The following is a 24581-nucleotide window of genomic DNA, read 5'->3' as shown; positions in this document are numbered from 1 at the left end:
TTAGACAATAATGCTACAAATCCTGTTACGGATATCTAACCATAACTGTTATGCGAATTTTTAATTCTTCCCCACCTTCAGAAGCTCAGACGCGCACCCGGATTTTAGAGGCTGCACAACGATTGTTTGCCTCTCAAGGATTTGATGGTACTACCACCCGCGATTTAGCACAACAAGCAGGTGTAGCTGAAGGCACTCTATTTCGTCATTTTCCCAATAAAAAAGCGATTTTGGTGGAAGTAGCCACGAGTGGCTGGGTAGAGATTCTTACAGATTTGCTCACAGAATTAAGTGAAATGGGCAGCTATAAAGCCGTAGCTCAGGTGATGCGCCGCCGGATGTGGAATTTCCAAAAAAATGCCGATTTGATGCGCGTTTGTTTTATGGAGGTGCAGTTTCACCCCGATTTACGCGATCGCATTCAATTAGAAGTCATTACCAAAATGACTGATGTAGGCGAAGCATTCTTTCAAACAGCAATGGATAAAGGTATTTATCGTCAAGGGGACGCCAAGCTAGTTGCAAAAGTTTTCTTAGGAATGTTTGCGATCGCAGGTTTTTCTAACAACACGCTCATCGAGCCTGACGCCTCGCCTCAACAAATGCAAGAAATGGCCGAAGGACTCGCTGATATTTTCCTGAATGGTGTTTTAGCTAAAGAGTAGGGATTGGGGATTGGGGATTGTTTATTTCTCCCCGTGCCTCCCCTGCCTCCTCTGCTCCCTTATCCCCCAGTCCCTAATGTTTTCGCTTGCTGACTCCACTGCTGTACTAGCTCAATTGCTGGACACAAATCTCGGCGCTGCATTGTGGCTACTTGCAAACGCATAATTTGTTGGTGCAATCTGTGAGTGGGAGTTTGAGCTAACTGCACTACAGAACCAATACCCGCATGAAGCAATAAACCACAATATTGTGTCCCGACGCTGGGAATACGCGCCAAGTCAGCTAAAGCCATCCATTTATTTACATACTGAAGATGAATTTGTAGTTTATTTGCTAACGCTAGTCTTGACTCTAGAGTTTTACCTTGTTTGAATAGCGCTACTGTGCTGGTAATTCCACAATTTTGCAGTTGCGATTGTTCATCGTGGCTCAGTCCAGGTAATTCCTCAATTGGCCAATCACGAGATTGGATAAGACTTCTAACATCTTTTTGTTTAGCAGACATATTTAAAATTAAAATATTAGGCTTCTTTAAATATTGTGACACTCACTTCTTGGCAAGAGCGTACTTTTGCAATTCAGTGTTTGTATTGCCGTGCTATTTTAACTCAATCTTCTGCAATAGGATTGTTTTGTCTAACAATGCGATTGTTTCGCCTGACAATGCAATTGTTTCGCCTGACAATGCAATTGTTTCGCCTGACAATGCGATTGTTTCGCCTGACAATGCGATTGTTTCGACTAACAATGCAATTGTTTTGCTTGACAATGCCATTGTTTCGATTAACAATGCGATTGTTTTGTCTGACAATACGATCGCATCGGCTTGCAAAAATTAATTAGTCTATGAGGTTTAGGCGGTAATTAACTCGCCTCGCAGTACAGTTACCGCTTGTCCAGAGAGAAAGACGCGATCGCCTCCGTCATAATATACTTTCACTACTCCGCCGCGACTGGATGCCTGATAAGCCAAAAACTCATTTTTGTGCAAGCGATCGCGCCAGAAGGCAGCAAGGCAACAATGAGCCGCCCCAGTCACCGGGTCTTCATTAATACCTAATTTCGGTGCAAAGAAGCGCGAGACGAAATCGTATTCGGAATCAGAATTGGCGGTGCTAGTGACGATTACATCACCAATAGACAACGTTTTCAGGAGTTGGAAATTGGGCTGTACTTGTCGTACTAATTCTTCAGATTCTAATTCCACTAAATAGCCGAGGGAATTTTGGAAGACAGATTTAAATGGTACACCCAAAGCTTCACTAAGTTCTGGAGGTGCGATCGCTACTTGTGAGTGATTCACAGGAAAATTTAATTCAATCCACTCACCTTGCAACTTTGCAATCAGCACTCCACTTTTGGTATAAAAACGCGCAATTTCATCAGATAATAAATGTCCTTCTGACCAAAGTACATGGGCGCTAGCTAAAGTTGCATGACCACAAAGCGGTACTTCCACTGTAGGCGTAAACCAACGCAGATTGAAACCATCATCCTGTCTGACAAGAAAAGCCGTCTCAGATAAATTCATCTCTTGGGCTACGTTCTGCATCCAGCCTTCATTTTGGGGAGTAGGCAAAACACAGACAGCAGCAGGATTACCTGCAAAAGGTGTATTGGTAAAAGCATCAACTTGAGTAATAATTTGTCCCATTAGAGTCACTTCGCTTCGCTCACAATTCAAAATTTAAAATTTAAAATTCAAAATTAATGATCCCTATAAATAAATTTAGACGTAGCGCAACGCAGTGCATTGGTGGTCTACTGAAGTAGACTGGAGATTTTTGGCGATATTCAGTCATCTTCAGATGACTTTAGCTATGAGACGGGAATTTCAATTCCCGGCGGACAAGCGGTTTCGCGTTAAGTTGACACTAATGAACGCAGTGGCTCCCCAACCTACATTTTTTGACAACATTTTAGCCTTGCTACGCCACTACGTTGTGTTAATCCAAATGAGAACCGCTATATACAGTACCTTATAAATTAGGAATATAATCTCCAAAAACTAGAGTCAATGTTAAAGCAAAACGAAAATATGAGGATAAAAATCTTCAGAAGCATCTTTGCTGCTGTCAACTTAGCGCTAATTTCTGGAGGATTAGTTAGCTGTGTTGTTGAAGTACCACAGCCACCTGTTCCAACTGAGCAACAAAAACCAGTCGTACAACCTAGCCAACAGCCTAAGCAGGCAAAGCAGAACGACAAAGATGATGATGACAAACATAGCGATCGCAAAAATGATCAAAAAGATGGCGATCGCAAGGATGATAAAAAAGATGACGATAAAGACGATAACGACTAAATAAAGGTAAAATCATCACCTTAAATTTATGCTTATCCCACAAACTTCTACTTCCCTCATCGAGACTTTACGCCGCCGCCGCCAACAATTAGCCAATCTCATTGATTTTCCAGTAATTCTGTGGTCAGGTAGCAACAATCCGCGCAACTTTCCGGCAAATTCCTTTCCGTTTCGTGCTAGCAGTCATTTCCTCTATTTTGCCGGACTGCCATTATCAAAGGCGGCAATTCGTTTAGAAGCAGGCAAGCTAGAATTATTCATCGACGATCCGTCACCCAGCAGCGCCCTTTGGCATGGAGAAACGCCAACGCGCGAGGAAATAGCCGAGAAGATTGGGGCGGATGTGGCAGGGCCAATGGCAGAATTAGAGTCTTGGGTAGAAAATGCCGCTACACTTGCTGCCCAAGATGCAGCGACTTGGACGCAGCAATCACAGATATTAAATAAATGGGTTTTACCGCAAAGTCCTCCCCAAGGAATTGACTTAGAGTTAGCTAAGGCGATCGTTTCTCTGCGCCTGATCCATGATGATGCGGCATTAATCGAGTTGCGAAAAGCTGCTGCTGTGACTGTAGAAGCCCACAAAGCTGGGATGGCTGCAACACCCCAAGCCAAATTAGAAGCAGAAGTTCGGGCAGCGATGGAAGGGGTGATTATTGCTCACAATATGACCACCTCTTACAACAGTATTGTCACTGTTCACGGTGAAGTTTTACATAACGAGCATTATCACCATAGTTTGCAACCAGGTGATTTACTCCTTGCCGATGTTGGCGCTGAAACCGAGATGGGTTGGGCAGGTGATGTAACACGCACGTGGCCAGTTTCAGGGAAGTTTTCATCTACCCAAAGAGATATTTATAATGTGGTGTTGGCAGCTCATGATGCCTGCATTGCCAAAATACAGCCTGGTGTAGAGTATGGGGATATTCATTTACTAGCGGCTATAGCGATCGCAGAAGGTTTAGTAGAGTTAGGCATTTTACAAGGAAATCCCCAAGATTTAGTAGAAATTGATGCCCACGCGCTGTTTTTTCCTCATGGTATTGGTCATCTACTGGGTTTAGATGTCCATGATATGGAAGATTTGGGTGATTTAGCAGGGTATGAAGAGGGACGTTCCAGGAGCGATCGCTTTGGCTTAAGCTACCTGCGTTTAAATCGTCCCCTGCGTCCAGGAATGTTAGTCACAATTGAGCCTGGTTTTTATCAAGTACCAGCAATTTTAAATGATGCTAATGTCCGTTCAAAATATCAGAATGTGGTGAATTGGCAGCGTTTATCTGAATTTGCCGATGTCCGAGGAATTCGCATTGAAGATGATGTTTTAGTTACTACAGAAGGCAGCGAAGTCTTAACAGCCGCATTGCCAAACGATGCTGATGCTGTAGAAAATCTAGTCAATGGCTGATTTCATTTCTTTGTGAGACTGCACCAAACCCTTTTAACTTCCTTCTTTCTTTCTTTGTGTCCTTTGCGCCTTTGCGGTAGCTTACGGCAAGCCGCTCCGCGTCTACGTTTTTCTTTATTACTTTTAGATATGGTTTAAATAGATATGGTTTAAAACCCCCTCATCCCCCAATACAGTTCGGTTAAGGTTTTGTGATGAAAATTATAAATCAATACAGTTCAGTTAAGCTTCTCTTCCTTTGCGTCCTTTGCGTCCTTTGCGGTTTGTTAAAAAAAGGATTTTAGCCTTAACTGAACCGTATTGAATTATAAATCTCAAAGACGCGATAAATCGGCGTCTCTACAATAATCAGTCTTTTGTCTTGACGCCGATTCATCGCGTCTCTTGCCTTTACCGAACAGTATTGAGTCATTAGTCATTAGCACCAATGACTAATGACTTCGATTTCCCCTCGACTTCAAGCCGGGGGATGAGTTAACGAGATTTTAAATCAGCGATCGCACCTTTGGTCATAGCAGCAATAGCTTGATCTGTCGCTTTCGGCAAATGATAATATTTACCGCCTGCTGTTTGCGATAATTCCTTAGCAAAACCCGTAGACACAAATTTACTTTCCGTATCAATTACTAATAGCTGCATCCCCAAAGCCCGGATTCTCGCAGCAATTTCTAATAATTCTCCTTTGATATCTGGCTTTTCTCCTGGTTCTAGCTGTTCACCTAAAGAACGCGCTAAGGGAATATTACCCCGCCCATCGGTGATTGCGACAAGAACAACTTGCCCAATATCTCCACTCATCTGAGCATTTAAGCCGACGCGCACAGCTTGAGTTAAACCATGTGCTAAGGGCGAACCTCCACCACAGGGCAACCTTTCCAAACGGTTACGCGCCAAAGCAATAGAACGTGTTGGAGGCAATAATACCTCTGCCTGTTCTCCTCGGAAGGGAATTAATGCTATTTGGTCGCGGTTTTGATAAGCTTCAGTCAACAGTTGCATCACCGCACCTTTAGCCGATTGCATTCGATTCAGTGCCATTGAGCCAGAAGCATCTACCACAAACACTACCAACGCCCCGGCTTTGCGTACCAGGCGTTTCGAGCGAATATCAGGCTGTTCGACAATAACTTTTCTATCTGGTTGTCTTTCTCTTCGTGCTTTTTGATAAGGAGCCGCAGCTCTTAAGGTGGCATCTACCGCAATGCGTCGCGCTTTCCCCTTGGGCAACATTGGCTTAATGTAGCGTCCCCTGTCATCAGAAAAGATGACACTGCGACTACCAGATTTACCTTGCCGCTTCGCCATTTGAGTAAAGTAAAGCACGTTGTCATCAAGAATTACCCCTTCTGGATCAAAAATGAATTCTTCCGGGATGCTAGGGGGTTCTTGCTCTTGATTTTCTTCCTGTTCTTCCTGTTCGTCTTGTTCTTCCTCTTCTGATTCGTCCTGGGGTTCTTCTTGATTCTGTTGCGGTGGCGGTGGAGGCGGTGGTGGTGCTTGATCTGGTGGTGGTGTCTGCACAACTGTGGCGCGTGGTACTATTACCAATTCCACAGCACGGCGCAAATCTTCGGCATTCACTGTTGTTCGTCCCTCCAAAGCCGCCGCCGCTTTGGCAACCCGCGCGGCGAATAACTCGGCGCGATGTCCCTGAACTCCGCCGCGAATCGCCTCATCTACTAAATAGGCAATTTGTTCATGGGTGATGATTACTTCTTTCAACCATTCCCGCGCCAAGATGATTTGGGTTTTGAGGGAGTCTAAGTCTTCGTTGTACTGTTTGAGGAAGTCTTGGGGGGATTTAGAATAAGCGATCGCTTGTTCAACTGCTTCTACTCTTTGATCTAAACCGAGTACACCGTCAGCAGAGAGTGCGATCGCAATTCTATCTAGCAAATGTTCCCGTAATCCGCCTTCTTCTGGATTATAGGTGGCAATAAATAGGGATTTACACGGATGCTGAAAACTAATCCCTTCCCGTTCAATCTGGTTACGTCCCTCAGATAATACTGTTAAAAGCTGATTTGATATTTGGTCATCTAATAAATTAATTTCATCTACGTATAGTACACCACGGTTAGCTGTAGCGAGTAAACCGGGCTGAAAAATCGTATCACCTTGTTTTACTGACTTTTCCACATCCACGGAACCTAATAGTCGGTCTTCAGTGATACCTAGAGGAATTTGCAAAAAAGGTGCAGGGATAATTTCGACAGGAACATCTTGAATGTCTTTATCTGCGTACTCCGCCAATAATTGATCGTCCCATTCTTCTGGGTGGTTGGGGTCACAATTACTGATTGAACCTTTGACAACTTCAATGGGCGGTAGTAGAGCATGGATAGCACGAGCCATCACAGATTTTGCCGTACCGCGACGACCTGCGATCGCCACTCCTCCCAAACCAGGATCAACTGCGGCTAACAGTAAGGCTAATTTTATTGCTTCTTGACCGACTACGGCTGTCAGAGGAAAGGCAGTGATTGTGGGATTGATAGTAGGCGCAGGCATTGTTTGCTTTCATAGCGAGTCTCGGCCTTTAGCATACCAATTTCTGACACATTTAGAATAAGTATTATGGCAATGAGAGAAAGGTAAGGTTATGAGTATTGCTCAGGCTAAACGCTTCACACTAGATGAATACCACAGGCTTGGAGAATTAGGCTTTTTCCATGAAGATGACCATATTGAATTAATTAACGGGGAAATTATTGAAATGGCATCCAAAGGTACAGCCCATGAAACTTGTTTAAGAAAACTGTGGAAGGAACTCCCCAAAATACTGGGGGACAAGGCTACTTTGCAATCACAAGCGCCGATTGCTTTGCCACCTAATAGCGAACCTGAGCCTGATTTTGCGATTGTTCAAAACCGTGCTGATGATTATCTGTCGGGTCATCCTAAAGCGGCTGATGTATTTTTAGTAATGGAGGTTTCAGATTCTTCTTTGGCCTATGACCAAGACGTTAAAATACCTCTCTATGCTAAAGGAGGTATTACTGATTATTGGATATTCAATTTATTCGATAATTATTTGGAAGCTTACAGTGAACCATATCAGGATAATCAAGGCAGATATGGTTATTCAAATAAGCGAATTTTCCTGTCAGATGAGATCATAACTTTTCCCTGCTTCCCTGATTTATCTCTTGATTTAGCTAAGGTGTTTCCGCCAAAGCGGAATTTTTAAACTTTGTTATATGATTCAGTCATAAGACAAAGGAGGAGGTTTTATGGCTTATAGTGATTTTAAACTTCTTGAAGTTATTGATTCTTTTGGGTTAGTTATCCACGAATCATCTGGACTATTTGCAAATGTGCAGGAGCAAGAATGTAGTGATTTATTATCTACTATTCTTAGGGAAAATGTTGACTTAGCAGTAGCGATAAGTTCGGAAAAAGCTCGAAGTGAAATGATAATAAGTCCAATTTTATTAGAAATTAGACGCAAATTTAATTATGAAATAAGCTTTTTTTCTGGAGTTGATTTTACTGTTGATAGTCAACGAGGATTAAACGGCTTTTGTGATTTTATTTTGAGTCTTTCTTCGGAACAGTTGCTTGTACGCAGTCCGGTGATTGTTTTAGTAGAAAGTAAAAATGAGAATTTGAGGTCTGGTTTAGCGCAATGTATTGCCGAAATGGTAGCTGCTCAGTTGTTTAATGAGAAAAGTGGAAATCAAATCAAAGCTATATATGGTGCTGTTACTATCGGTACTATCTGGCAATTTCTCAAGCTTGAAAGCAATGTAGTTTCGATTGATTTGAGTGAATATTATATTAAGGATATTAAGAGAATTTTGGGGATTTTGTATGGTGCGATCGCTCAAAGCAAACCGTAAATTATTTATTAAATAAAATATCTTTGAAAAAATACCATAGAGCATTTTTAAAGTTCATGAATATGGGTGAGCGCTTTTACGAAATCTTCATAAATAAGTATATTGACAATCCAGGGTCATCCATGTCACTCTGTACATAAGACAGAACAAACAACCGCACTCTAAAGCGCAGGTTTTTGGTGTTGTCTCAGCAGCAGAATTCCTAGTTTCCTGCCAAGCTTCGCGTCATCCCTCCGGCTGAATTTTCAGCCCGATGTCAGGTCAACTGATTGACTAGACATTCAATGGGAAGACAAGATATCTGGGTGAATATTCAGGGGAAGGGATGACGCGAAGCTTGCTAGGAGACTAGGAGTTCTACTGCTGAGACTTAAGCCAAACGAAAGCGATGGTAGAGAGCTTTATGACAGAGAAGTACTTTTTAAGTGCAAATTTCTCGTCTAAAGTTCTGCTGCTAGATGTATGTGTAATTTGTTGAAGCTGTCCAGTTCACTAAACAATACTGGATAAATTGCAATGACACACCCTGATCAATCTTCCAAAAAACAAACAAGCCAGCAGAAAAATTCTATCGGTATTTTTGCCGATATTCAAAATGTCTCTTCAATTAAAGGAAAGGGTCATTTATTGCTGAAATTTGCCCAATCTAAGGGGCATATAGTCTGTAAAAATCTCTACTATAATTCACACGATATAAACCAAGTTTGTACCAAAAATGAGCTAGAAATTCTTAGTATGAAGGGTGTTGATGTTCCTGATTATTCAGAGAATAGTGCAGATTATAGATTGATGGCTGACTGTGTTAAAGCAGTTGCCTTTAATCCTTCTCTAAAAACAATTATCCTACTTTCAGGAGACTGGGACTATGCTGGCTTAATTTGTATTCTAAAATCTTTGGGTAAAAAGGTGATAATTTTTGCTCAACGAGGTAGTGAGAGTCCAAAGTTGATTAAACTGGTTGGTAATGATAACTTCCACTTTGTAGATGAATTACCTCAGCTAGTTGCCAATAGCAATAAGACTCAACCTCAAAACACAGATATTGTGTCTCAGATTAATTACAAAGAGGCTATAGAGTATTTAATTGAAGCTATCAAAACTGCCTCAAGCCAAGGTAAGCCTACCGTATTTGGTTGCATTGATAAATTGATGCGTCAAGGTTGTGCTAACTATCAAGGATACTTATCTATTTCTACAGATGATAGTAAGAAATTTAAGAGTTTTAGCCAGTTTATTGATGTTGCTGTCAAGGATGGCAAAGTCCGAAAGCAAAATCAGGAGTTATTTTTAACTGAGTTAGATATACTGGCTGCCTAAAATAGTTTTGAAAAACCCAGTTGAATAAAAAACTGGGTTTTCCCAAAACACCGCGATTTGCGGTTTTTTCATGTCTGAAGACAATCACACTTGTAAAGTTTCCCAACAGTAAATTTCTGCAACAAGACACAAGATAAAATGCACAAACTTCTAATATTCCATAATGAAAAACTTCTACGCCGTGCGCTTACGCATCGTTCGTATGTGCATGAAAATCCCGGAGAAGGCGAACACAATGAACGCCTAGAATTTCTCGGTGATGCTTTGCTGAATTTCTTAAGTGGCGAGTATCTATATAGTTGTCACCCAGAAATGGGAGAAGATGAATTAACACGGCGGCGTTCGGCGCTGGTAGATGAAAAGCAATTAGCAAAGTTCGCTGAGGAAGTAGGTTTAGACTTTAGAATGCGGTTAGGAAAAGGTGCAATTCGAGATGGAGGCTACCAAAATCCTAATTTGCTCAGTAGCACCTTTGAAGCTGTACTTGGTGCTTATTATTTGGATAATGATTCGAATATTGAAGCAGTTCGCGCAATTGTAGAACCACTATTTGATTCTGTAGATCCAAAAAATATAGTTGTGTCTCGTTCTAATGTAGACTCAAAAAATCGCTTTCAAGAATGGGTGCAACGTAATGTTACTCCAAATCCCCCCAAATATTTCACAGAACAAATAGGAGGCCCTTCTCACGCGCCAGAATTCATCGCAAAAGTATTGGTAGATGAAAAAATTTATGGCGAAGGTAAGGGACGCAATAAAAAAGATGCAGAAAAAGCTGCTGCTGAAGATGCGCTTGCTAAGTTGAAAAAACAAGGTTTGTTATAGAGTTTATGGGTTCATAAATTTTAAGAATTTTAAAATTAGAAATTTCCTAACACTGAAAAAACGCAAAAAAATGAGGATGATATACTCCACCCTCATTTTATTTTTTGTCACTTTACTCATTTCCAGATAGTAGCCAGAAAAGAGTCAACTATTACAGTTGCGGTACGTACTGTTGCTTATCTGGGACTTCAGCATATTCAGCCACAATCTGGCGGAATTCTTCGCCATCAATGGTTTCTTTCTCGATGAGCAAATCTACTAAGCGATCGGTGACAGTGCGATGGTCACGGATGATCTTTTTAGCATTGTCGTAGCACTGCTCAACAATTTCCCTGACTTGTCCATCAATGCGGGAAGCGATGGATTCAGAATACTCAGATCGAGTTGTCCAATCACGACCCAAGAATACTTCTCCCTGCTGGCTTTCTAACGATAGTGGCCCTAAATCGGACATTCCGAAACGAGTCACCATCTGCCGTGCCATTCCCGATAACTGCTGCAAGTCTCCACCAGCGCCAGTTGTGACTTCCGCAGCGCCAAAAATTACCTCTTCGGCGGCGCGGCCACCCAAAGCACCAGTAATTCTCGCTTTCAACTGAGAACGGGAAATTAACCCCTGTTCTTCGTTGGGTGTAAACCAAGTTAAACCCTGTGCTTGTCCTCGTGGAATCAGGGTAACTTTCTGTACTGGGTCATGGTCTTTTAACAAAGTTCCCACTAAGGCGTGTCCGATTTCGTGGTAAGCAATTAAGCGCTTGCTCTTGCTATCAACCAAGGGAGTACCTTCCATACCAGCAACTACCCGATCTACTGCATCATCAATTTCGCGGAGGGTAATGGCTTCCTTGCGTCTTCTCGCAGTGAGAATTGCTGCTTCGTTGAGTAAGTTGGCTAAGTCAGCACCAGTGAATCCAGGAGTGCGGCGAGCGATCGCATCCAAAGATACACTAGGGTCTAGTTTCTTATTCCGCGCATGGACTTGCAAGATTTCCAAACGCCCTTTGATATCTGGTGCGTCGACTGTTACTTGGCGGTCAAAGCGACCGGGACGCAATAATGCTGAGTCTAGTACATCGGGACGGTTGGTAGCAGCAATAATAATGATGCCTGTGTTACCTTCAAACCCGTCCATTTCGGTGAGCAATTGGTTGAGGGTTTGCTCTCTCTCGTCATTACCGCCGCCGATACCAGCGCCCCGTTGTCTGCCCACAGCGTCGATTTCATCGATGAAGATAATACAGGGGGCGTTATCTTTAGCTTTCTTGAACAAGTCGCGGACGCGGGATGCACCCACGCCAACGAACATTTCTACAAATTCCGAACCGGAAATACTGAAGAAAGGTACACCTGCTTCGCCTGCGATCGCTTTTGCTAGTAAAGTTTTACCAGTTCCAGGAGGCCCAACTAACAGTACTCCCTTGGGAATGCGTGCGCCTACAGCGGTAAATCTTTCTGGCTGCTTGAGGAAGGTGACGACTTCTTGTAGTTCTTCCTTAGCTTCTTCGATGCCGGCTACGTCGTCAAATTTGACCCCGGTTTTTGCCTCCATTTGGAAACGCGCTTTGGATTTGCCGAAGTTCATCGCTTGACCTGGCCCGCCGGGGAGGTTACTAGAACGCCGGAACAAAAAGAACAGTCCGGTAATCAATAAAACTGGAAAGACGAGATTACCCAACAATCCCCAAATTGCGCCATCATTCCGCATCGGGTGAGCATCGAAACTAATGGCTTTTTCTTTGAGCTTACTAATTAACTCAGGAGCGTTAATAGGCAAATCTACACGCCACCTTTGGACACGATTTTCAATGTCTGGATCGCGGGCTTCTATAATTGCTGTCCTACCGCCTTCGTAAAGATCCACGCTGGTGACGCGATCGCCATCCAAGTATTCTAGAAAGCGACCATAAGTCATACGGGTATTGGCTGTATTCCTATTCATGTCAGCAGGAGCGCCTGCAAAGGCCCCTTGCCAGAAGAAAAAGCCAATTACCAGAGCCGGTAATGTCCAGAGTGCTACGACTTTCCAAGAGAATTTCATCTTAATTTGCCTCTAGATGCCTATACAAATCATTAGCTCTAGCCACAGAATGTTCATCACTCTGTCACTTTAAGCTGTTAAACGGATGTTTATAAATCCATTTTGTTTAATTTGATCTCTTATATGCAGTGTCATAAAGCAACTAGAGCATTATGACAGTGCATATAAGAATCTTAATCAAAGTTAACTTAATTTTAATACAAAATCGCACGATAAAAGGAAGCGCAACGGGATGCAAAGACACGGATAATTTCTCCAGAATGCTCCTCGTATCGTTTCAAGTCTTTCTCAATCATGATTCTGGAGGACTGGGGACTAGGGATTGGGGATTGGGATTGGGGGAGATGAGGGAGATGAGGGAGAATAATTCAACAAGTTTTTTCCCAATCCCCAGTACCCAGTACCCAGTACCCAGTACCCAATCCCCAATCCCTACTTAACTTCTGTAATTTTGAGAGTGTAAGGAAGATACTTGCCTTTTTCGTAGGAGCCAACCCAAATTTGGTAACTTCCAGGTAGCCATTCACCAACAATGCCGGCATTTTTGCCATCAAAATCGTCATTGCACCAAGTACCACCGGGGCCCTTGATAATTATGGTGGTATCTTCAGGACTTTGAACTTGCAGCTTTAGGTAGTCAAATTTACTTGTTAGCACTAATGTGTGGTCTGGTGTTTCATCAACAAATCCAGTACAAGGGCCGGTGGCTGTTTCGCTTCTCCCACCTATTTGACTCCCAGATATTGAACCACCACTCATCCCGCGAACTGTCAACGGGTCTGGGGAAAACTGAGGGCCAATGGTGACATCTCCAAATATTGTTGGCGCTTCTTGAGCATCAGTCACAGCATTAACTGTCGAGGTGATGAAGAGCGTAACTATCATGAACGATAATCTCATCCCTCTATTGAGCGCTTTTGTCGGCATTGTAATTACGTTCGCTTCTAAGTGTTTTTGAAGACATGAATTTTACACACCAAGTTCCCAACATGAGGAGAATTGACTAACTATTTTAGATGTGAAATTGAGAATAATTCATTAGTAATTAGTCAATGATTTCTTGTTCCCATAGTTGCTCTACCTTATGGATAGGGGCCCACAAATGTGCGCCCCTAAAATCTAAAATATTTCTAAAATTCAAAAGTAATCGCTAATTCACTTCTGTGATTGCTCGACTCAAGCGCGGTTTATCTAAACCAATCTGATTTAGTAGTAACCAAGATTGGATTAAGTCAGGGCCATGAACATCTCCAGTTAAGGCTGCTCGGAGCGATCGCATTACTAAGCCTTTTTTGACTTTTTGTTCTTTCACTACTTGTTTAATAATCTCCTGGGCAGCGGCTTCTGACAATTGCGGCTGATTTTCTAAAGCTGTGACAATCGCTTCAAGAACAGCCGCCGAGCCTTCTTGCTTCAGTTGCGTACTACCTTCCTCGCTAAATTCAACTGTATCGCTAAAAAACAGTTGGCTTTGAGCTACTGCATCTACCAGGCGAGTCAAACTCTGACTAATTAAAGTTACTAGCTGTTCTAACCAGGGGCGTTCTCTTCCACCATCAAATTTATACCCAGCCGCTTGCCAATAGGGGATGAGCAAATCGGTGAGTTTATCTACTGGCGTCTTGTGGATATACTGACTGTTCAACCAATCCAGCTTGTCCCAGTCAAACTTTGCACCTGCTTTATTGACGCGCTCAAAGCCAAATTCTTTCGCTGCTGTTTCTAAGGTAAATATTTCTTGAGTCGAATCTGGTGGCGACCAACCTAGCAATGTCATGTAATTTACCAAGCCTTCAGCAGTAAAGCCCATTTTCTGAAAGTCAGAAATGGAAGTAACACCATCTCGTTTAGAAAGCTTGCGCCCTTCCATGTTCAAAATTAGCGGCGTGTGAGAAAACTCCGGGATTTTTGCCCCCAAGGCTTCATACAGTAAAATTTGCTTGGCGGTGTTGGCGATGTGGTCTTCTCCCCGAATGACGTGGGTGATTTGCATATCGATGTCATCCACGACAACGACAAAGTTGTATAAAGGTTGACCGCTAGCTTCTTCTGAGGCGCGGGCGATGACCATATCACCACCTAAATCGCTACCTCGCCAAGACATCTTTCCCCTTACTAGGTCATTCCAGACAATTTCCCGCCCATCTTCGATTTTGAAGCGAATTACAGAGGACCGACCTTCGGCTTCAAAGGCGGCGCGTTGTTCTGGGGTGAGGTTGCGGTGACGGTTGTCATAGCGGGGCGCTTCACCTCTAGCTTTTTGGGCTTCTCTGAGTGCCTCTAGTTCTTCAGAAGTGGTGTAGCAGCGATAAGCTAATCCTTGATCTAGCAGTTTTTGTACTGCTTCTTTATAAAGATCCAGGCGTTGAGATTGGAAAAATGGCCCTTCATCCCAGTTCAGTCCTAGCCAGCGCAATCCTTCAAGAATATTGTCGGTGTATTCGGGACGCGATCGTTCTAAATCTGTATCTTCTATTCGCAGGATAAATTTCCCACCGTGGTGGCGGGCAAATAACCAGTTAAATACAGCCGTTCTAGCTGTACCAATATGTAAATTTCCGGTTGGACTCGGCGCAATACGGACTCTAACAGTCACAGTTAACTCTCTCTTTCGCAAAGCATGATAAATGTAGCTTATATTCAAATCCTGAATTCTGAGGCAATGCCTTTGGGGAATTCAAAATCCAAAATCACCAGAGTTCAGTTCAGTGATTTACTACTCATAAATTTATAACGGGACTGACGGGGCTCGAACCCGCAACTTCCGCCGTGACAGGGCGGTGCTCTAACCAATTGAACTACAGTCCCTTGTTTGGCAACTTTGCTATTATCACTATTTTTTTTCTACTTGTCAAGCGTTTTAGAGTTGGGAATTAGAAATTATTTTTGTCCATGTCTCTCCAAGGTGCGAATTTTTCGTTAAAACCTTGATAATGCAACCTGTGGCTCTGATTCTAAATGCTGCAATATCCGAGATTGTATTTGTTTATACTGCTGCTTTAATAGTTGTCTGCTCAACTGGGCTTGAGAAGTGGGTGGTAGAGTCTGGCTCTGTTGCACCCAGGTTTTCAACAATTGCTGCTGAGTTGGCTCAATGCGACTGCTAAGAACCTGGGTACAGGAATGCGGTTCTTCCAGAGTAAAGAAAATCAAAGGATAGTGTGCATTTTCAGTCAGGAGACTTACCATCTTAATATTTTGGGGATTTTGCATATCTAAGTAGCATGGTAGCCACTTAGGAGCCAATTGCCGATTGTAGAGTACTGTCACCCACAACAGCATTGGGTGAGGGGATGTGATGAAGATAAATCGGCTGTAACGGGTAGAAGCCGCATAATTTTTGATTTCTTGTTGAGACAACATCAACCATAGTGTTGTCATCGATCCTTGTGCGGTGTCTAGAATTTGAGGAAAAACAATTTCTTGAATTGGTTTATTTTGAGGCCATAAAAGTTGCCGACAGCTTTGTTCTATTGCAATTGGTAATACAGAATTTAAAGGATGGCTCAAGATGGAACTAGAGGCTATATTTGTAGGTACGCTAGGAAAATTTAATGATTCTAGACTGTTTAATACTTGCAAAATTTGAGCGATATTTTGGGGGCGATCGCTTGCTTTTTTAGCCAGACAAGCCATGATTAAATTATTCAGCTTTTGAGGTATTTTCAGAGTGGGTTTAACCTCTGCGATCGTTTTTGGCTGTTCAAAGTGATGTGCCTTATACCAAGCGCCAAAGTAATCAGTTTCAGGCTGCCAAGGTTTTTTACCTGTGAGCATCTCAAACATCATCACACCCAGACTATAAATATCAGAGCGGCTATCTAATTTTTCTCCATCTAATTGTTCTGGAGAACAGTAGGGTAAAGTGCCATTAAATCCCCTACTTGTACTGGCTGTTGACGCATAATTTAAAAATCTAGCAATCCCAAAATCGAGAATTTTAACTAACTGACCCAATATCGGATCGGGAATAACTAATATATTAGCAGGCTTGATATCTCGATGAACTAATGGGCAAATTTTGCCATCAATGTTAATACCTTGATGAGCGCATTGTAAGCCCAAACAAATCTGGCGAGAGAGAGTCAAAAATATATGTAGAGGCAGCGGAATTAAATCCTTTAAACTCTTGCCAGATAGATATTCCATGACATAATATGGTTTTCCTTTCTCATTCACACCATAATCATAAGCCCGTACTATATGTATACTTTTTTGACTCAAAGCTGCACTCATTAAAGCTTCACGAGCAAAGTCTTGTTGCATCTTGCTATCGACAACAGTTTTAGTCAAAAATTTGACAGCAACCGGTATGCCTCCTAGCAAAATATCATTTGCTAAAAAAACTTCACCCATACCACCGCTACCAATTAATTGCTTAAGTTGATAACGATTGGCAAGCAAGCCCGTAGTACTTGAAGATGTAAATAAGCTCTGATTCACTTTATTTACCTCTGCTGTTGAGTCTATTTAAAGTTAATAATATACACATAAGAAGATCATTAGACAATTGTAGCAAGCATAGCAAGAATTGTAATCGCAAACTTTCAAGGACGTGATAAGAGTTTTAAAAAAATCTCCAAAAATTTAACCATCCAATTTTTTAAACCTTCTTTCTCCGCTTTTTGATGTGCAGCTAACTTGTGTAAAATCTCTAACTTCAACTTTTCATATTCTGTCTTCAAAACATTTTTGGCTTGATTAGGTGAAATTAATTCATTTGACTGTTGACTCATATTTAACCAATCTACAAGTTGCTGCCGCTGGTTGGCTGTAAGGTTTAAAGTAGTTACATGAGAGCAACGTGTTGGATCTTCTAGAGGAAAAAATAGTAGATGATAGTAGCCTACTTCTGCTAAACTACGTGCTATATTTTGACCCTTATTATCTTTCAAATCTAGAAAATAAGGTAGCCATTTAGTCATAGAAGGTTGGGCATCGTATAATACTGTTACCCACAATAGCATTGGGTATACATTCATTTTACTAATAAATTCAGTGCCATGTATGTTATCCAAAAACTTTGTAATATCTTGTTTGGGTAACATTGCCCAAAAAGTTGGTATTGGTCTTTGAAGAGTATGTAGTAAATGCGGAAATCCAATTGGCGCAATTGGTTTATTTCTCGGCCAATTTTTCTGCAAACACTCTTTTTCTGATAGTAAAGTTGCTGGTACTAACTGAACCGGAAATGAGACTTTAACAATGTCAGTACTATTGCTAGGAATAGCATTATTAAGCTGAAAATTAACTTTTTCTAAACCTTCTAATATTTGGTTGATATTTTGAGGGCGATCGCTGACTTCTTTCGCTAAACAACTCATCAATATCTTTTCTAATATTTCCGGTATTTTGACTTGCGGATTTACTTCTGTAACTGTAGGTGGAATTTGAAAGCGATGAGCTTGATACCAAGTACCAAAGGAGTTACTTTTTGTTTGAAATGGATGTTTTCCTGTCAGCATCTCAAACATTAGTACTCCCAAGCTATAAATATCAGAGCGGACATCTAGCAGTTTACGCCCTTCCATGTGTTCTGGAGAACAGTAAGGCAAACTGCCAATAAAAGAATCTGTGAGAGTCATCCCACTTCGCTCTGTGAGAAATTTGGCAATACCAAAATCTAGTATTTTAACAATTTCTCTTTGTTTACTATCTTCAGTAATAAATATATTTTCTGGTTTAATATCCCTATGGACAATAGGATAAATTTCTCCTTTCAGGCTGATACCTTGGTGGGCACATTGTAAACCTAAACAAATCTGATTACAAATCTCTAAAAACTTCGAGATTGTTAAGGGCTGAACTTTAAGAATTTGTTTGAGATTTTTTCCTTGAAGATATTCCATTACATAAAATGGAGTTTTATCTTCAGTAACGCCATAACTTAAGATACGAACAATATGTTTACTTTTGCGACCCAATTGAGCGCCAATAAAAATCTCTCTGGCAAAACGTTGAGACATTTGTTGGTTTGCCAAACTAAGTGATAAGATTTTGACTGCGATCGGCATACCACCTTTAGCAGTATCTTCCGCTAGATAAACTCTACCCATCCCCCCTTTGCCAATCAAATCTCTAATTAGATAGCGATTGTTTAAAAATTGTCCAATATAATCGTCTAATTCTACTTTTTGCCCTACCATACTCTCAATTTTATTTTCTGGCATAAAAATCATTTATGAAAAATGTTATTGGCAAAATACTTTAATTAAGTCTAGCTAATTATTAAATTGAAATCTAAAAAATATCCTATTTTTGAGAAAATTAATTATATGCTGTAAATATGCTTAAGCTCTCTGCAAAATCTCCTAAACATTGTGTAACATATTTGTTAAGGATTACGGTTGAGAAATTACACGTAAACTACAATCAGGGTAGATAAAGTTGTCTAGTAGATTCCGTAGATACACACAAATAACCAGAAAAAAGAATTGAAGAAGAATTCAGCTATTCTGAATTCAGGAGTCAGAATCAAGACGCTCGATAGCGCAGCGTTAGCGACAGAGAAGTGTCTGACTCGCTAACGCTGCGCTATCAGTCGCGGGTCTGAATTCCCGACTGATTGAAAACCACCAAAATATCTGTGCAGTTAAAGGTTAAGATTTGGGAATAAACGGCGTAATAATCTCATTATCGGAGTTTCAATTTTAATTTTAAAGGCTAGTATTTGGGTGCGTTGCAGGGAGTTAAAATTGTTATCACTGATGAGAATTAATGATTGCTGACCATCAGGTAGTTTAGGGCCAATAGTTAAGCCTTCAATGTTGTCTAATAGTACGTCTAGGGTTCTCAAATCCAACAGCAGTTTTTTCTGAACTGGTTTAATATTTTTGGAATCAACTGCTAAAAGGCTATCAATATTATGAATATCATCGGCTCCTTCTAAAGAAACCTGAAACAGGGAAATAGCAAATCCTAAACCAGTAAAAGACCTTTCTAAACTTAGGAAGTGTCCTTGATTATCGAGAGCAAGTAAATCGGGTAATCCACTCGCGAATTTGCCAATCAGATTCAAAAATGGTGCAACTGGTTCAGTTTGGTAAAGAAATTCTTTTTCTGGCTGGTTGTTAAGCAAGTTATATTGCAAAATCCGGCAAGGACTACCGATATTAGGTTTAGCTGCGACACCATCTTGAATTAGAGCGTTTTCGGTAGCTGTGAATAGATGCTTTTTATCAGGTGTGATGGTGAGGCTTTCAAAAGCCAAATTGTTACGGATACCTTTTTGACCATTCTTATCTGGCAAAAATTTGTTTGGGACGGGGAGTGTTACAATTTCTTTGCCAGAAGATAGTGAAAACTCTTTAATAAAAGGATTAATTAATTTTACAGCATCACCTTCAGAAGAAATAAACACAGTTTCTTTATTAGTTAAGGCAATACCTTCTGTATCAGTTTCACCAGGGCGAAATGTTTGACCATTTTCATTTAGTAATGTGGTAACGCTGACTGGGGTAATTCCACCTTTTTGTAGAACCCCTTTGCTCAAGTCGATTTTTAATGTGTAGAAACGAGCGGCAGCCTTTTGTCCACGGTCATCGGAAATAGCATAATAAAGGTTGCTTGTGGCATTATATGTAATTCCAGATAAACCTCCAATTTCCGTTTTTTGAAAGATTAAACCTTTTGGTAAGGTGGCTTCCCCGATAAATTCTATGCTATTGATTTCAACAGCATTTGACATTAAGTTTGTGAATACGAAGCCGATAATTATAATTGGGAGCAAAAAGTAAAGAATTCCTGGGAATACAAAGATTTTTTTAATTAGCTGCATAGATTTTTTTGTTAAATAAATATGCGTTATAAACCAATATGGTTCAGTTAAGGATTGTTGGTGTAGATAATTGGTCTTTTAAGACGCGATTTATCGCGTCTCTACATGATGGTTTGTATTGGCATTATAAATGCCTAGTTGTGCATCTTTATAAAGAATACCAATGAAAAAACAATGTTAAATGACAGATATAAGCCTGGAAACCTGATCAAATCAGGCTTTATTAATTGTTAAGTTGAAAAGCTTTAGAAAATAGGAAATTACTTAAGCTAGTCGCAAACCATATTCATCTTGGAAAAAATTTACAAGCCAATCTTTCACTTGATGAGTAGCACGACAGTCATCTTCATTGTAGCGTTGGATGATTTCTAGTAAGGTGCGATCGCCTGTTTCTAACCATTCATCGTACCAGTAAATACACTTGGCACCACTGGCTTCTTTATCACGCCACTCGAATCCTATCCAACGAGCGATCGCTTTCAAGGCATAGCTTTCTATCGGTAATGCTACACTTTGGGTTAATTGTTCATACACATCTACAAAACGATTCAGTACAGGACGCACTAAGGAGTGTGGAGTGCCGTAAAGTTTTGCCAACCGTTTGACTGTATCAAACTCGTAGACACAAAAATGATAAATTGGCGCTTCGGGATATTGCCAAACCAAATCCAAAAATTGCTGCCAAACTACTTCTTCGTCTTCTGGTTTGTCTGCTAAAAAGGAATAAAACTGTTCTGTATTAGTTTGTCTATTAACGACCAAAACCCCTAAGAGATAATCTAAATCTAAGTCTGGCTGGGCCTCAATGTCAAAATAAAGCTCTATGGGTGCTGTAAATGTAATATCTTCTGTTGGTAGCGGGTAGGGTAAAATTAACGGTCGTTTTTCTAGTGCAGATTGAGCTTGCACTACTAACTTGGGTGCTACTTCGCTGTCAAAACCAAGTAGATTTTCTAAGTTGCTGGGACTGGTATTAGCAAGAGATTCCAGTGTGGTAATGTCTAAGGCTTGGAGTTGAGTGTAGCGAAGGGGTGTTACACCTGGTAACAATGAGAGATGTTTTTCAGATTGAGCGATCGCATAACATTCACTATACCAATGGCAAAAATTGCACTTTTGGCGAGAAATAAACACCTCTGGCGGATTCGGTAACTCTAAAACTTGAATAAACTCTTCCAGAATTAGCTGCATCCGTGGCATCCATTTAAATAGATCCACTGCATAATTTGTATTTTTACTTCGCAATATGAGTGAAGCTGTTCCAGGTGGAACTCCCTGCACTGTTGTCAACACTTGGGCATGAAATGCCGCGACAACCTGATATTCTTGCTTAGGGCGCTTACCCAGTTCAATACTCGCCGGGACGTAGATCCAATCTCCAAAATTTGATTGTCCCGGTTGTTTCACGAGTAAATCTGGACGACTTAGCAAGGTGTCTGCTTCAGAATAAGTTGCTGACAACACTCCTTTATAGATGTACTCAACCCCACGCTGCATCAATTCTAAAGTTGCCTTCTCTGCCCTTTCCCAGTTTCCATAAGAATAATCTGGTTGGTGATAAGTCACATTTGTCAAAATACTCAACTGATGAGCGATTTTGTCCTGTTGCAGTTTCCTTAGCAACTCATTGGGAGCATCGCGCTGACTTTTGTCACCGCGGATATCTAAAAAAGGTCGGCGTTTACAGCGTTGGTATTGCAGTAGGAGTTCAGCATTAATTAGCATCCTTTTAAGTTAACAAGATTTAGCACACTCTGGGAGTAACTCAGACAATTAATAATGGAGTGGGAGATGAGGGAGATGAGAAACTAATGCTAATCCAAAATCTAAAATCTAAAATCCAAAATTGATATGACTAGTACTTCTGTTGCACAAACCAGGTTGCATAGCCATCGAGAGCAATTTCCGGCTTTAGCGAATAAGACTTATTTCAATTATGGGGGACAAGGGCCAATGCCCCAAAGGGCAATGGATACTATGGCCCAAACTCAAGCTTATGTTCAGCAAATAGGCCCCTTTGGCAATGAGGCATATAGCTGGATAGCGCCTCAGACTCAAGCTGCTAGAGTTGCGATCGCTTCTGAGTTCCATGCACCATCTGAAACAATTACTCTCACCCAAAATGTCACCATTGGCTGTAATATCGCCATGTGGGGTATTGAATGGCGGGCTGGCGACCATCTGCTACTCTCTGACTGCGAACATCCAGGCGTAATTGCGACATCCCAAGAAATCGCACGGAGATTCGCTGTGGAAGTTACCACCTGTCCCCTCAAGGCGACTTTAAATGAGGGCGACCCCATAAAAATCATTGCCCAGCACTTACGCCCCAATACCCGTCTTGTAATATTAAGTCATGTTTTCTGGAATACTGGTCAAGTTTTACCTCTGGACAAAATTGCCGAAGTATGCAGAAATAATCATTCTGCACTATTAATAGATGCTGCCCAATCTGCTGGTTTATTGCCTTTAAACTTGACAGAATTGGGAGTAGATTTTTATGCTTTCACTGGTCACAAATGGTTATGTGGCCCTGCGGGTGCTGGTGGTTTGTATGTCCGCCCAGAAGCACGAGAAAGCCTGAAACCTACGTTTATTGGCTTGAGTGGCATTGTTGTGGATAGTCAATCTCAGCCGGTGGATTGGCTGCCAGATGGGCGACGATACGAGGTTTCTACATTATCTTATCCGTTATATCTTGGGTTAAAAGAAGCGATCGCAATTCATCAGCAATGGGGAACCTCACAAGAACGTTACGAGCAAATCTGCCACAATAGTGAGTACCTCTGGCGACAATTGACGGCGTTACCCAATATTAAATGTTTGCGAACTTCCCCACCCGAAAGCGGTATAGTCTCCTTTCAACTTACAAATAATCAGCCTCAAGCTCATTTAAAGCTAGTGCAATTTTTAAACTCACAAAGGATATTAACTCGGACAATTGCTGATCCTAGCTGTATACGCGCCAGTGTCCATTACTTTACTTTAGAATCGGAAATTGACCTATTGGTTGAGGCGATTCAAAATTTTGACAAACAAAATTAATTAAAAGTTTAGGAGTTGTAAGTTATAAGTGTGAAAATTATAATTTTCACTCCTAACTCTGCCAATTTTGGATTTTTCCTTCAATCCAAAATCCAAAATCTAAAATCCAAAATTGAATGACTCCTAACTATCAAATGGAACGTCCAATCTTATACATAGCCATAACTAACCACGGCTTTGGTCATGCTACCCGCACTGCTTCTGTTGCTGCAACAATTCAAAAATTATGTCCAGAGGTTCTACTAATTCTGGCGAGTACTGCCCCACGCTGGTTGCTAGAATGTTATATACAAGGTGATTTTATTTATCGTCCCCGTGCATTTGATTTGGGTGTGGTGCAAGCGGATAGTTTGACAATGGATAAAGTAGCAACTTTAGAAAAGTTGCTCGATATTAAGAAGCATCAAAATTCGCTGATTGCCTCAGAAGTCAATTTTATCCGCCAAAATCGCGTTAATCTCATTTTGGCAGATATTCCCTTCCTCGCTCCTGGGTTTGCCAAAGCTGCAAATATTCCCTGCTGGATGATGAGTAACTTCGGCTGGGACTTGATCTACCGTGATTGGGGAGGGGAATTTACCGCAGTTGCAGATTGGATTAGTGATTGGTATTCAAAGTGCGATCGCTTATTTCGTCTCCCTTTTCACGAACCAATGCCAGCTTTTAACAATATCACAGATGTCGGCTTAACAGGCGGTTCCCCTCGTTACTCTGCTGATGATTTACGTTCTCTTTGGGGAATCACTGCACCAGTCGAAAAAACTATTTTGTTGACCTTTGGCGGCTTGGGTTTACAACAAATCCCTTATGATAATCTACAGCGATTTCCAGATTGGCAATTTATCGTCTTTGATCAATCTGCACCTGATTTGCCTAATTTAGTGAAAATTAATGACCGCAAATACCGCCCTGTAGATTTTATGCCTATTTGTGCGCGAGTCGTCTCTAAACCTGGGTACGGTACTTTTTCTGAAGCCACACTATTAGGATTACCCATTGTTACCATACCGCGTGAGGATTTTGCCGAAGCAACTTTTATAGTAGAAGGTATAACTAATTACAACCAGCATCAAATCATTACCCCATCTGAGTTTTTTCAAGGGACTTGGAATTTTCTCCATGAGTTACCCCAAGCACCAAAGCAATCTCAACCAATTGCTAAGGATGGTAATGAAGCGATCGCTAAAGCTGTGATCAATTATTTACAGACAAAATAAAGTTATTCAAAGTAACATCAATTAATAATGAAATCTTCAACCATAGATAAAGAAACTCTAGAATTAGCAACCCAAGGAATATAGATTAAACATGGATTAAATAAGATGCAAAACTTCATCCTGTCTCTACCTTCTCTC

Annotated in this window: 20 protein-coding genes and 1 tRNA gene; 9 read left to right on the top strand and 12 right to left on the bottom strand. The window is 41.2% G+C overall.

Annotated features, from left to right (window positions below; genetic code table 11):
* Positions 1-50 precede the first annotated feature (50 nt).
* Positions 51-665 (top strand): TetR/AcrR family transcriptional regulator, encoded by a 615-nt coding sequence (locus V7L07_RS32230; RefSeq protein ID WP_179063563.1) that lies wholly within the window; start codon positions 51-53, stop codon positions 663-665.
* 59 nt (positions 666-724) lie between these two features.
* Here the strand turns inward: V7L07_RS32230 and V7L07_RS32225 are convergent, their stop codons facing one another.
* The 3 genes from V7L07_RS32225 to V7L07_RS32215 form a co-directional block, all read right to left on the bottom strand.
* Positions 725-1171: a DUF4332 domain-containing protein gene (locus tag V7L07_RS32225; protein ID WP_335063573.1), complete on the bottom strand. Its 447-nt coding sequence runs from the start codon at positions 1169-1171 to the stop codon at positions 725-727.
* Positions 1172-1264: 93 nt separating this feature from the next.
* Complete coding sequence (locus tag V7L07_RS32220) at positions 1265-1498, bottom strand: hypothetical protein (RefSeq protein WP_335063572.1); 234 nt, start codon at positions 1496-1498, stop codon at positions 1265-1267.
* A 21-nt stretch (positions 1499-1519) separates the two neighbouring features.
* Positions 1520-2320 (bottom strand): PhzF family phenazine biosynthesis protein, encoded by an 801-nt coding sequence (locus tag V7L07_RS32215; protein ID WP_335063571.1) that lies wholly within the window; start codon positions 2318-2320, stop codon positions 1520-1522.
* A 384-nt stretch (positions 2321-2704) separates the two neighbouring features.
* Between V7L07_RS32215 and V7L07_RS32210 the strand changes: the two genes are divergently transcribed.
* Entirely contained in the window at positions 2705-2971 is a 267-nt protein-coding gene (locus tag V7L07_RS32210) for a hypothetical protein (RefSeq protein WP_335063569.1), read from the top strand.
* A gap of 28 nt (positions 2972-2999) precedes the next feature.
* Entirely contained in the window at positions 3000-4382 is a 1383-nt protein-coding gene (locus V7L07_RS32205) for an aminopeptidase P family protein (RefSeq protein ID WP_335063568.1), read from the top strand.
* Positions 4383-4856: 474 nt separating this feature from the next.
* Here V7L07_RS32205 and bchD read toward each other — a convergent pair whose 3' ends face one another.
* The gene (bchD, locus tag V7L07_RS32200; RefSeq protein WP_335063567.1) at positions 4857-6893 is read right to left on the bottom strand and encodes a magnesium chelatase ATPase subunit D; all 2037 of its coding nucleotides are present in this window, start codon (positions 6891-6893) and stop codon (positions 4857-4859) included.
* 91 nt (positions 6894-6984) lie between these two features.
* Between bchD and V7L07_RS32195 the strand changes: the two genes are divergently transcribed.
* The 4 genes from V7L07_RS32195 to rnc all read left to right on the top strand — a co-directional run bounded on the left by V7L07_RS32195 (position 6985) and on the right by rnc (position 10366).
* A complete protein-coding gene (locus V7L07_RS32195; protein WP_335063565.1) occupies positions 6985-7572 on the top strand; it encodes a Uma2 family endonuclease in 588 nt (195 codons plus the stop codon).
* A 43-nt stretch (positions 7573-7615) separates the two neighbouring features.
* Positions 7616-8224, top strand: a complete 609-nt coding sequence (locus V7L07_RS32190) for a hypothetical protein (RefSeq protein ID WP_335063563.1) — start codon at positions 7616-7618, stop codon at positions 8222-8224.
* Between the two features lie 516 nt (positions 8225-8740).
* Positions 8741-9541: an NYN domain-containing protein gene (locus V7L07_RS32185; protein ID WP_335063561.1), complete on the top strand. Its 801-nt coding sequence runs from the start codon at positions 8741-8743 to the stop codon at positions 9539-9541.
* A 138-nt stretch (positions 9542-9679) separates the two neighbouring features.
* The gene (gene rnc, locus V7L07_RS32180) at positions 9680-10366 is read left to right on the top strand and encodes a ribonuclease III (protein WP_179067154.1); all 687 of its coding nucleotides are present in this window, start codon (positions 9680-9682) and stop codon (positions 10364-10366) included.
* A 151-nt stretch (positions 10367-10517) separates the two neighbouring features.
* On the opposite strand, the gene ftsH2 is transcribed toward rnc, so the two are convergent.
* The 8 genes from ftsH2 to V7L07_RS32140 form a co-directional block, all read right to left on the bottom strand.
* Positions 10518-12404 carry an ATP-dependent zinc metalloprotease FtsH2 gene (gene ftsH2, locus V7L07_RS32175; protein ID WP_335063559.1) on the bottom strand — a complete coding sequence of 629 codons (1887 nt, stop codon included), beginning with the start codon at positions 12402-12404 and terminating at the stop codon, positions 10518-10520.
* Between the two features lie 432 nt (positions 12405-12836).
* Positions 12837-13331, bottom strand: coding sequence for a hypothetical protein (locus V7L07_RS32170; RefSeq protein ID WP_335063558.1), 495 nt, complete (start codon positions 13329-13331; stop codon positions 12837-12839).
* 223 nt (positions 13332-13554) lie between these two features.
* A complete protein-coding gene (gltX, locus tag V7L07_RS32165) occupies positions 13555-15000 on the bottom strand; it encodes a glutamate--tRNA ligase (protein WP_335063556.1) in 1446 nt (481 codons plus the stop codon).
* 138 nt (positions 15001-15138) lie between these two features.
* Positions 15139-15212 (bottom strand) — tRNA-Asp (locus tag V7L07_RS32160).
* A gap of 111 nt (positions 15213-15323) precedes the next feature.
* Positions 15324-16847 (bottom strand): serine/threonine protein kinase, encoded by a 1524-nt coding sequence (locus V7L07_RS32155; RefSeq protein ID WP_335063555.1) that lies wholly within the window; start codon positions 16845-16847, stop codon positions 15324-15326.
* 104 nt (positions 16848-16951) lie between these two features.
* Entirely contained in the window at positions 16952-18574 is a 1623-nt protein-coding gene (locus V7L07_RS32150) for a serine/threonine protein kinase (protein ID WP_335063553.1), read from the bottom strand.
* 422 nt (positions 18575-18996) lie between these two features.
* The gene (locus V7L07_RS32145) at positions 18997-20181 is read right to left on the bottom strand and encodes an esterase-like activity of phytase family protein (protein ID WP_335063551.1); all 1185 of its coding nucleotides are present in this window, start codon (positions 20179-20181) and stop codon (positions 18997-18999) included.
* A gap of 264 nt (positions 20182-20445) precedes the next feature.
* Positions 20446-21906, bottom strand: coding sequence for a TM0106 family RecB-like putative nuclease (locus V7L07_RS32140; protein ID WP_335063549.1), 1461 nt, complete (start codon positions 21904-21906; stop codon positions 20446-20448).
* 126 nt (positions 21907-22032) lie between these two features.
* Here V7L07_RS32140 and V7L07_RS32135 point away from each other — a divergent pair, with 126 nt between their 5' ends.
* Together V7L07_RS32135 and V7L07_RS32130 are read left to right on the top strand one after the other, a co-directional pair.
* Positions 22033-23226 carry an aminotransferase class V-fold PLP-dependent enzyme gene (locus V7L07_RS32135; RefSeq protein ID WP_335063548.1) on the top strand — a complete coding sequence of 398 codons (1194 nt, stop codon included), beginning with the start codon at positions 22033-22035 and terminating at the stop codon, positions 23224-23226.
* Positions 23227-23360: 134 nt separating this feature from the next.
* Entirely contained in the window at positions 23361-24443 is a 1083-nt protein-coding gene (locus V7L07_RS32130; RefSeq protein ID WP_335063904.1) for a glycosyl transferase, read from the top strand.
* Positions 24444-24581 lie beyond the last annotated feature (138 nt).

It is taken from the genome of Nostoc sp., assembly GCF_036916985.1.
GTDB lineage: Bacteria > Cyanobacteriota > Cyanobacteriia > Cyanobacteriales > Nostocaceae > Nostoc.
Note: the sequence above shows the minus strand (reverse complement) of the source record. Positions and strands in the feature narration are given on the sequence as shown.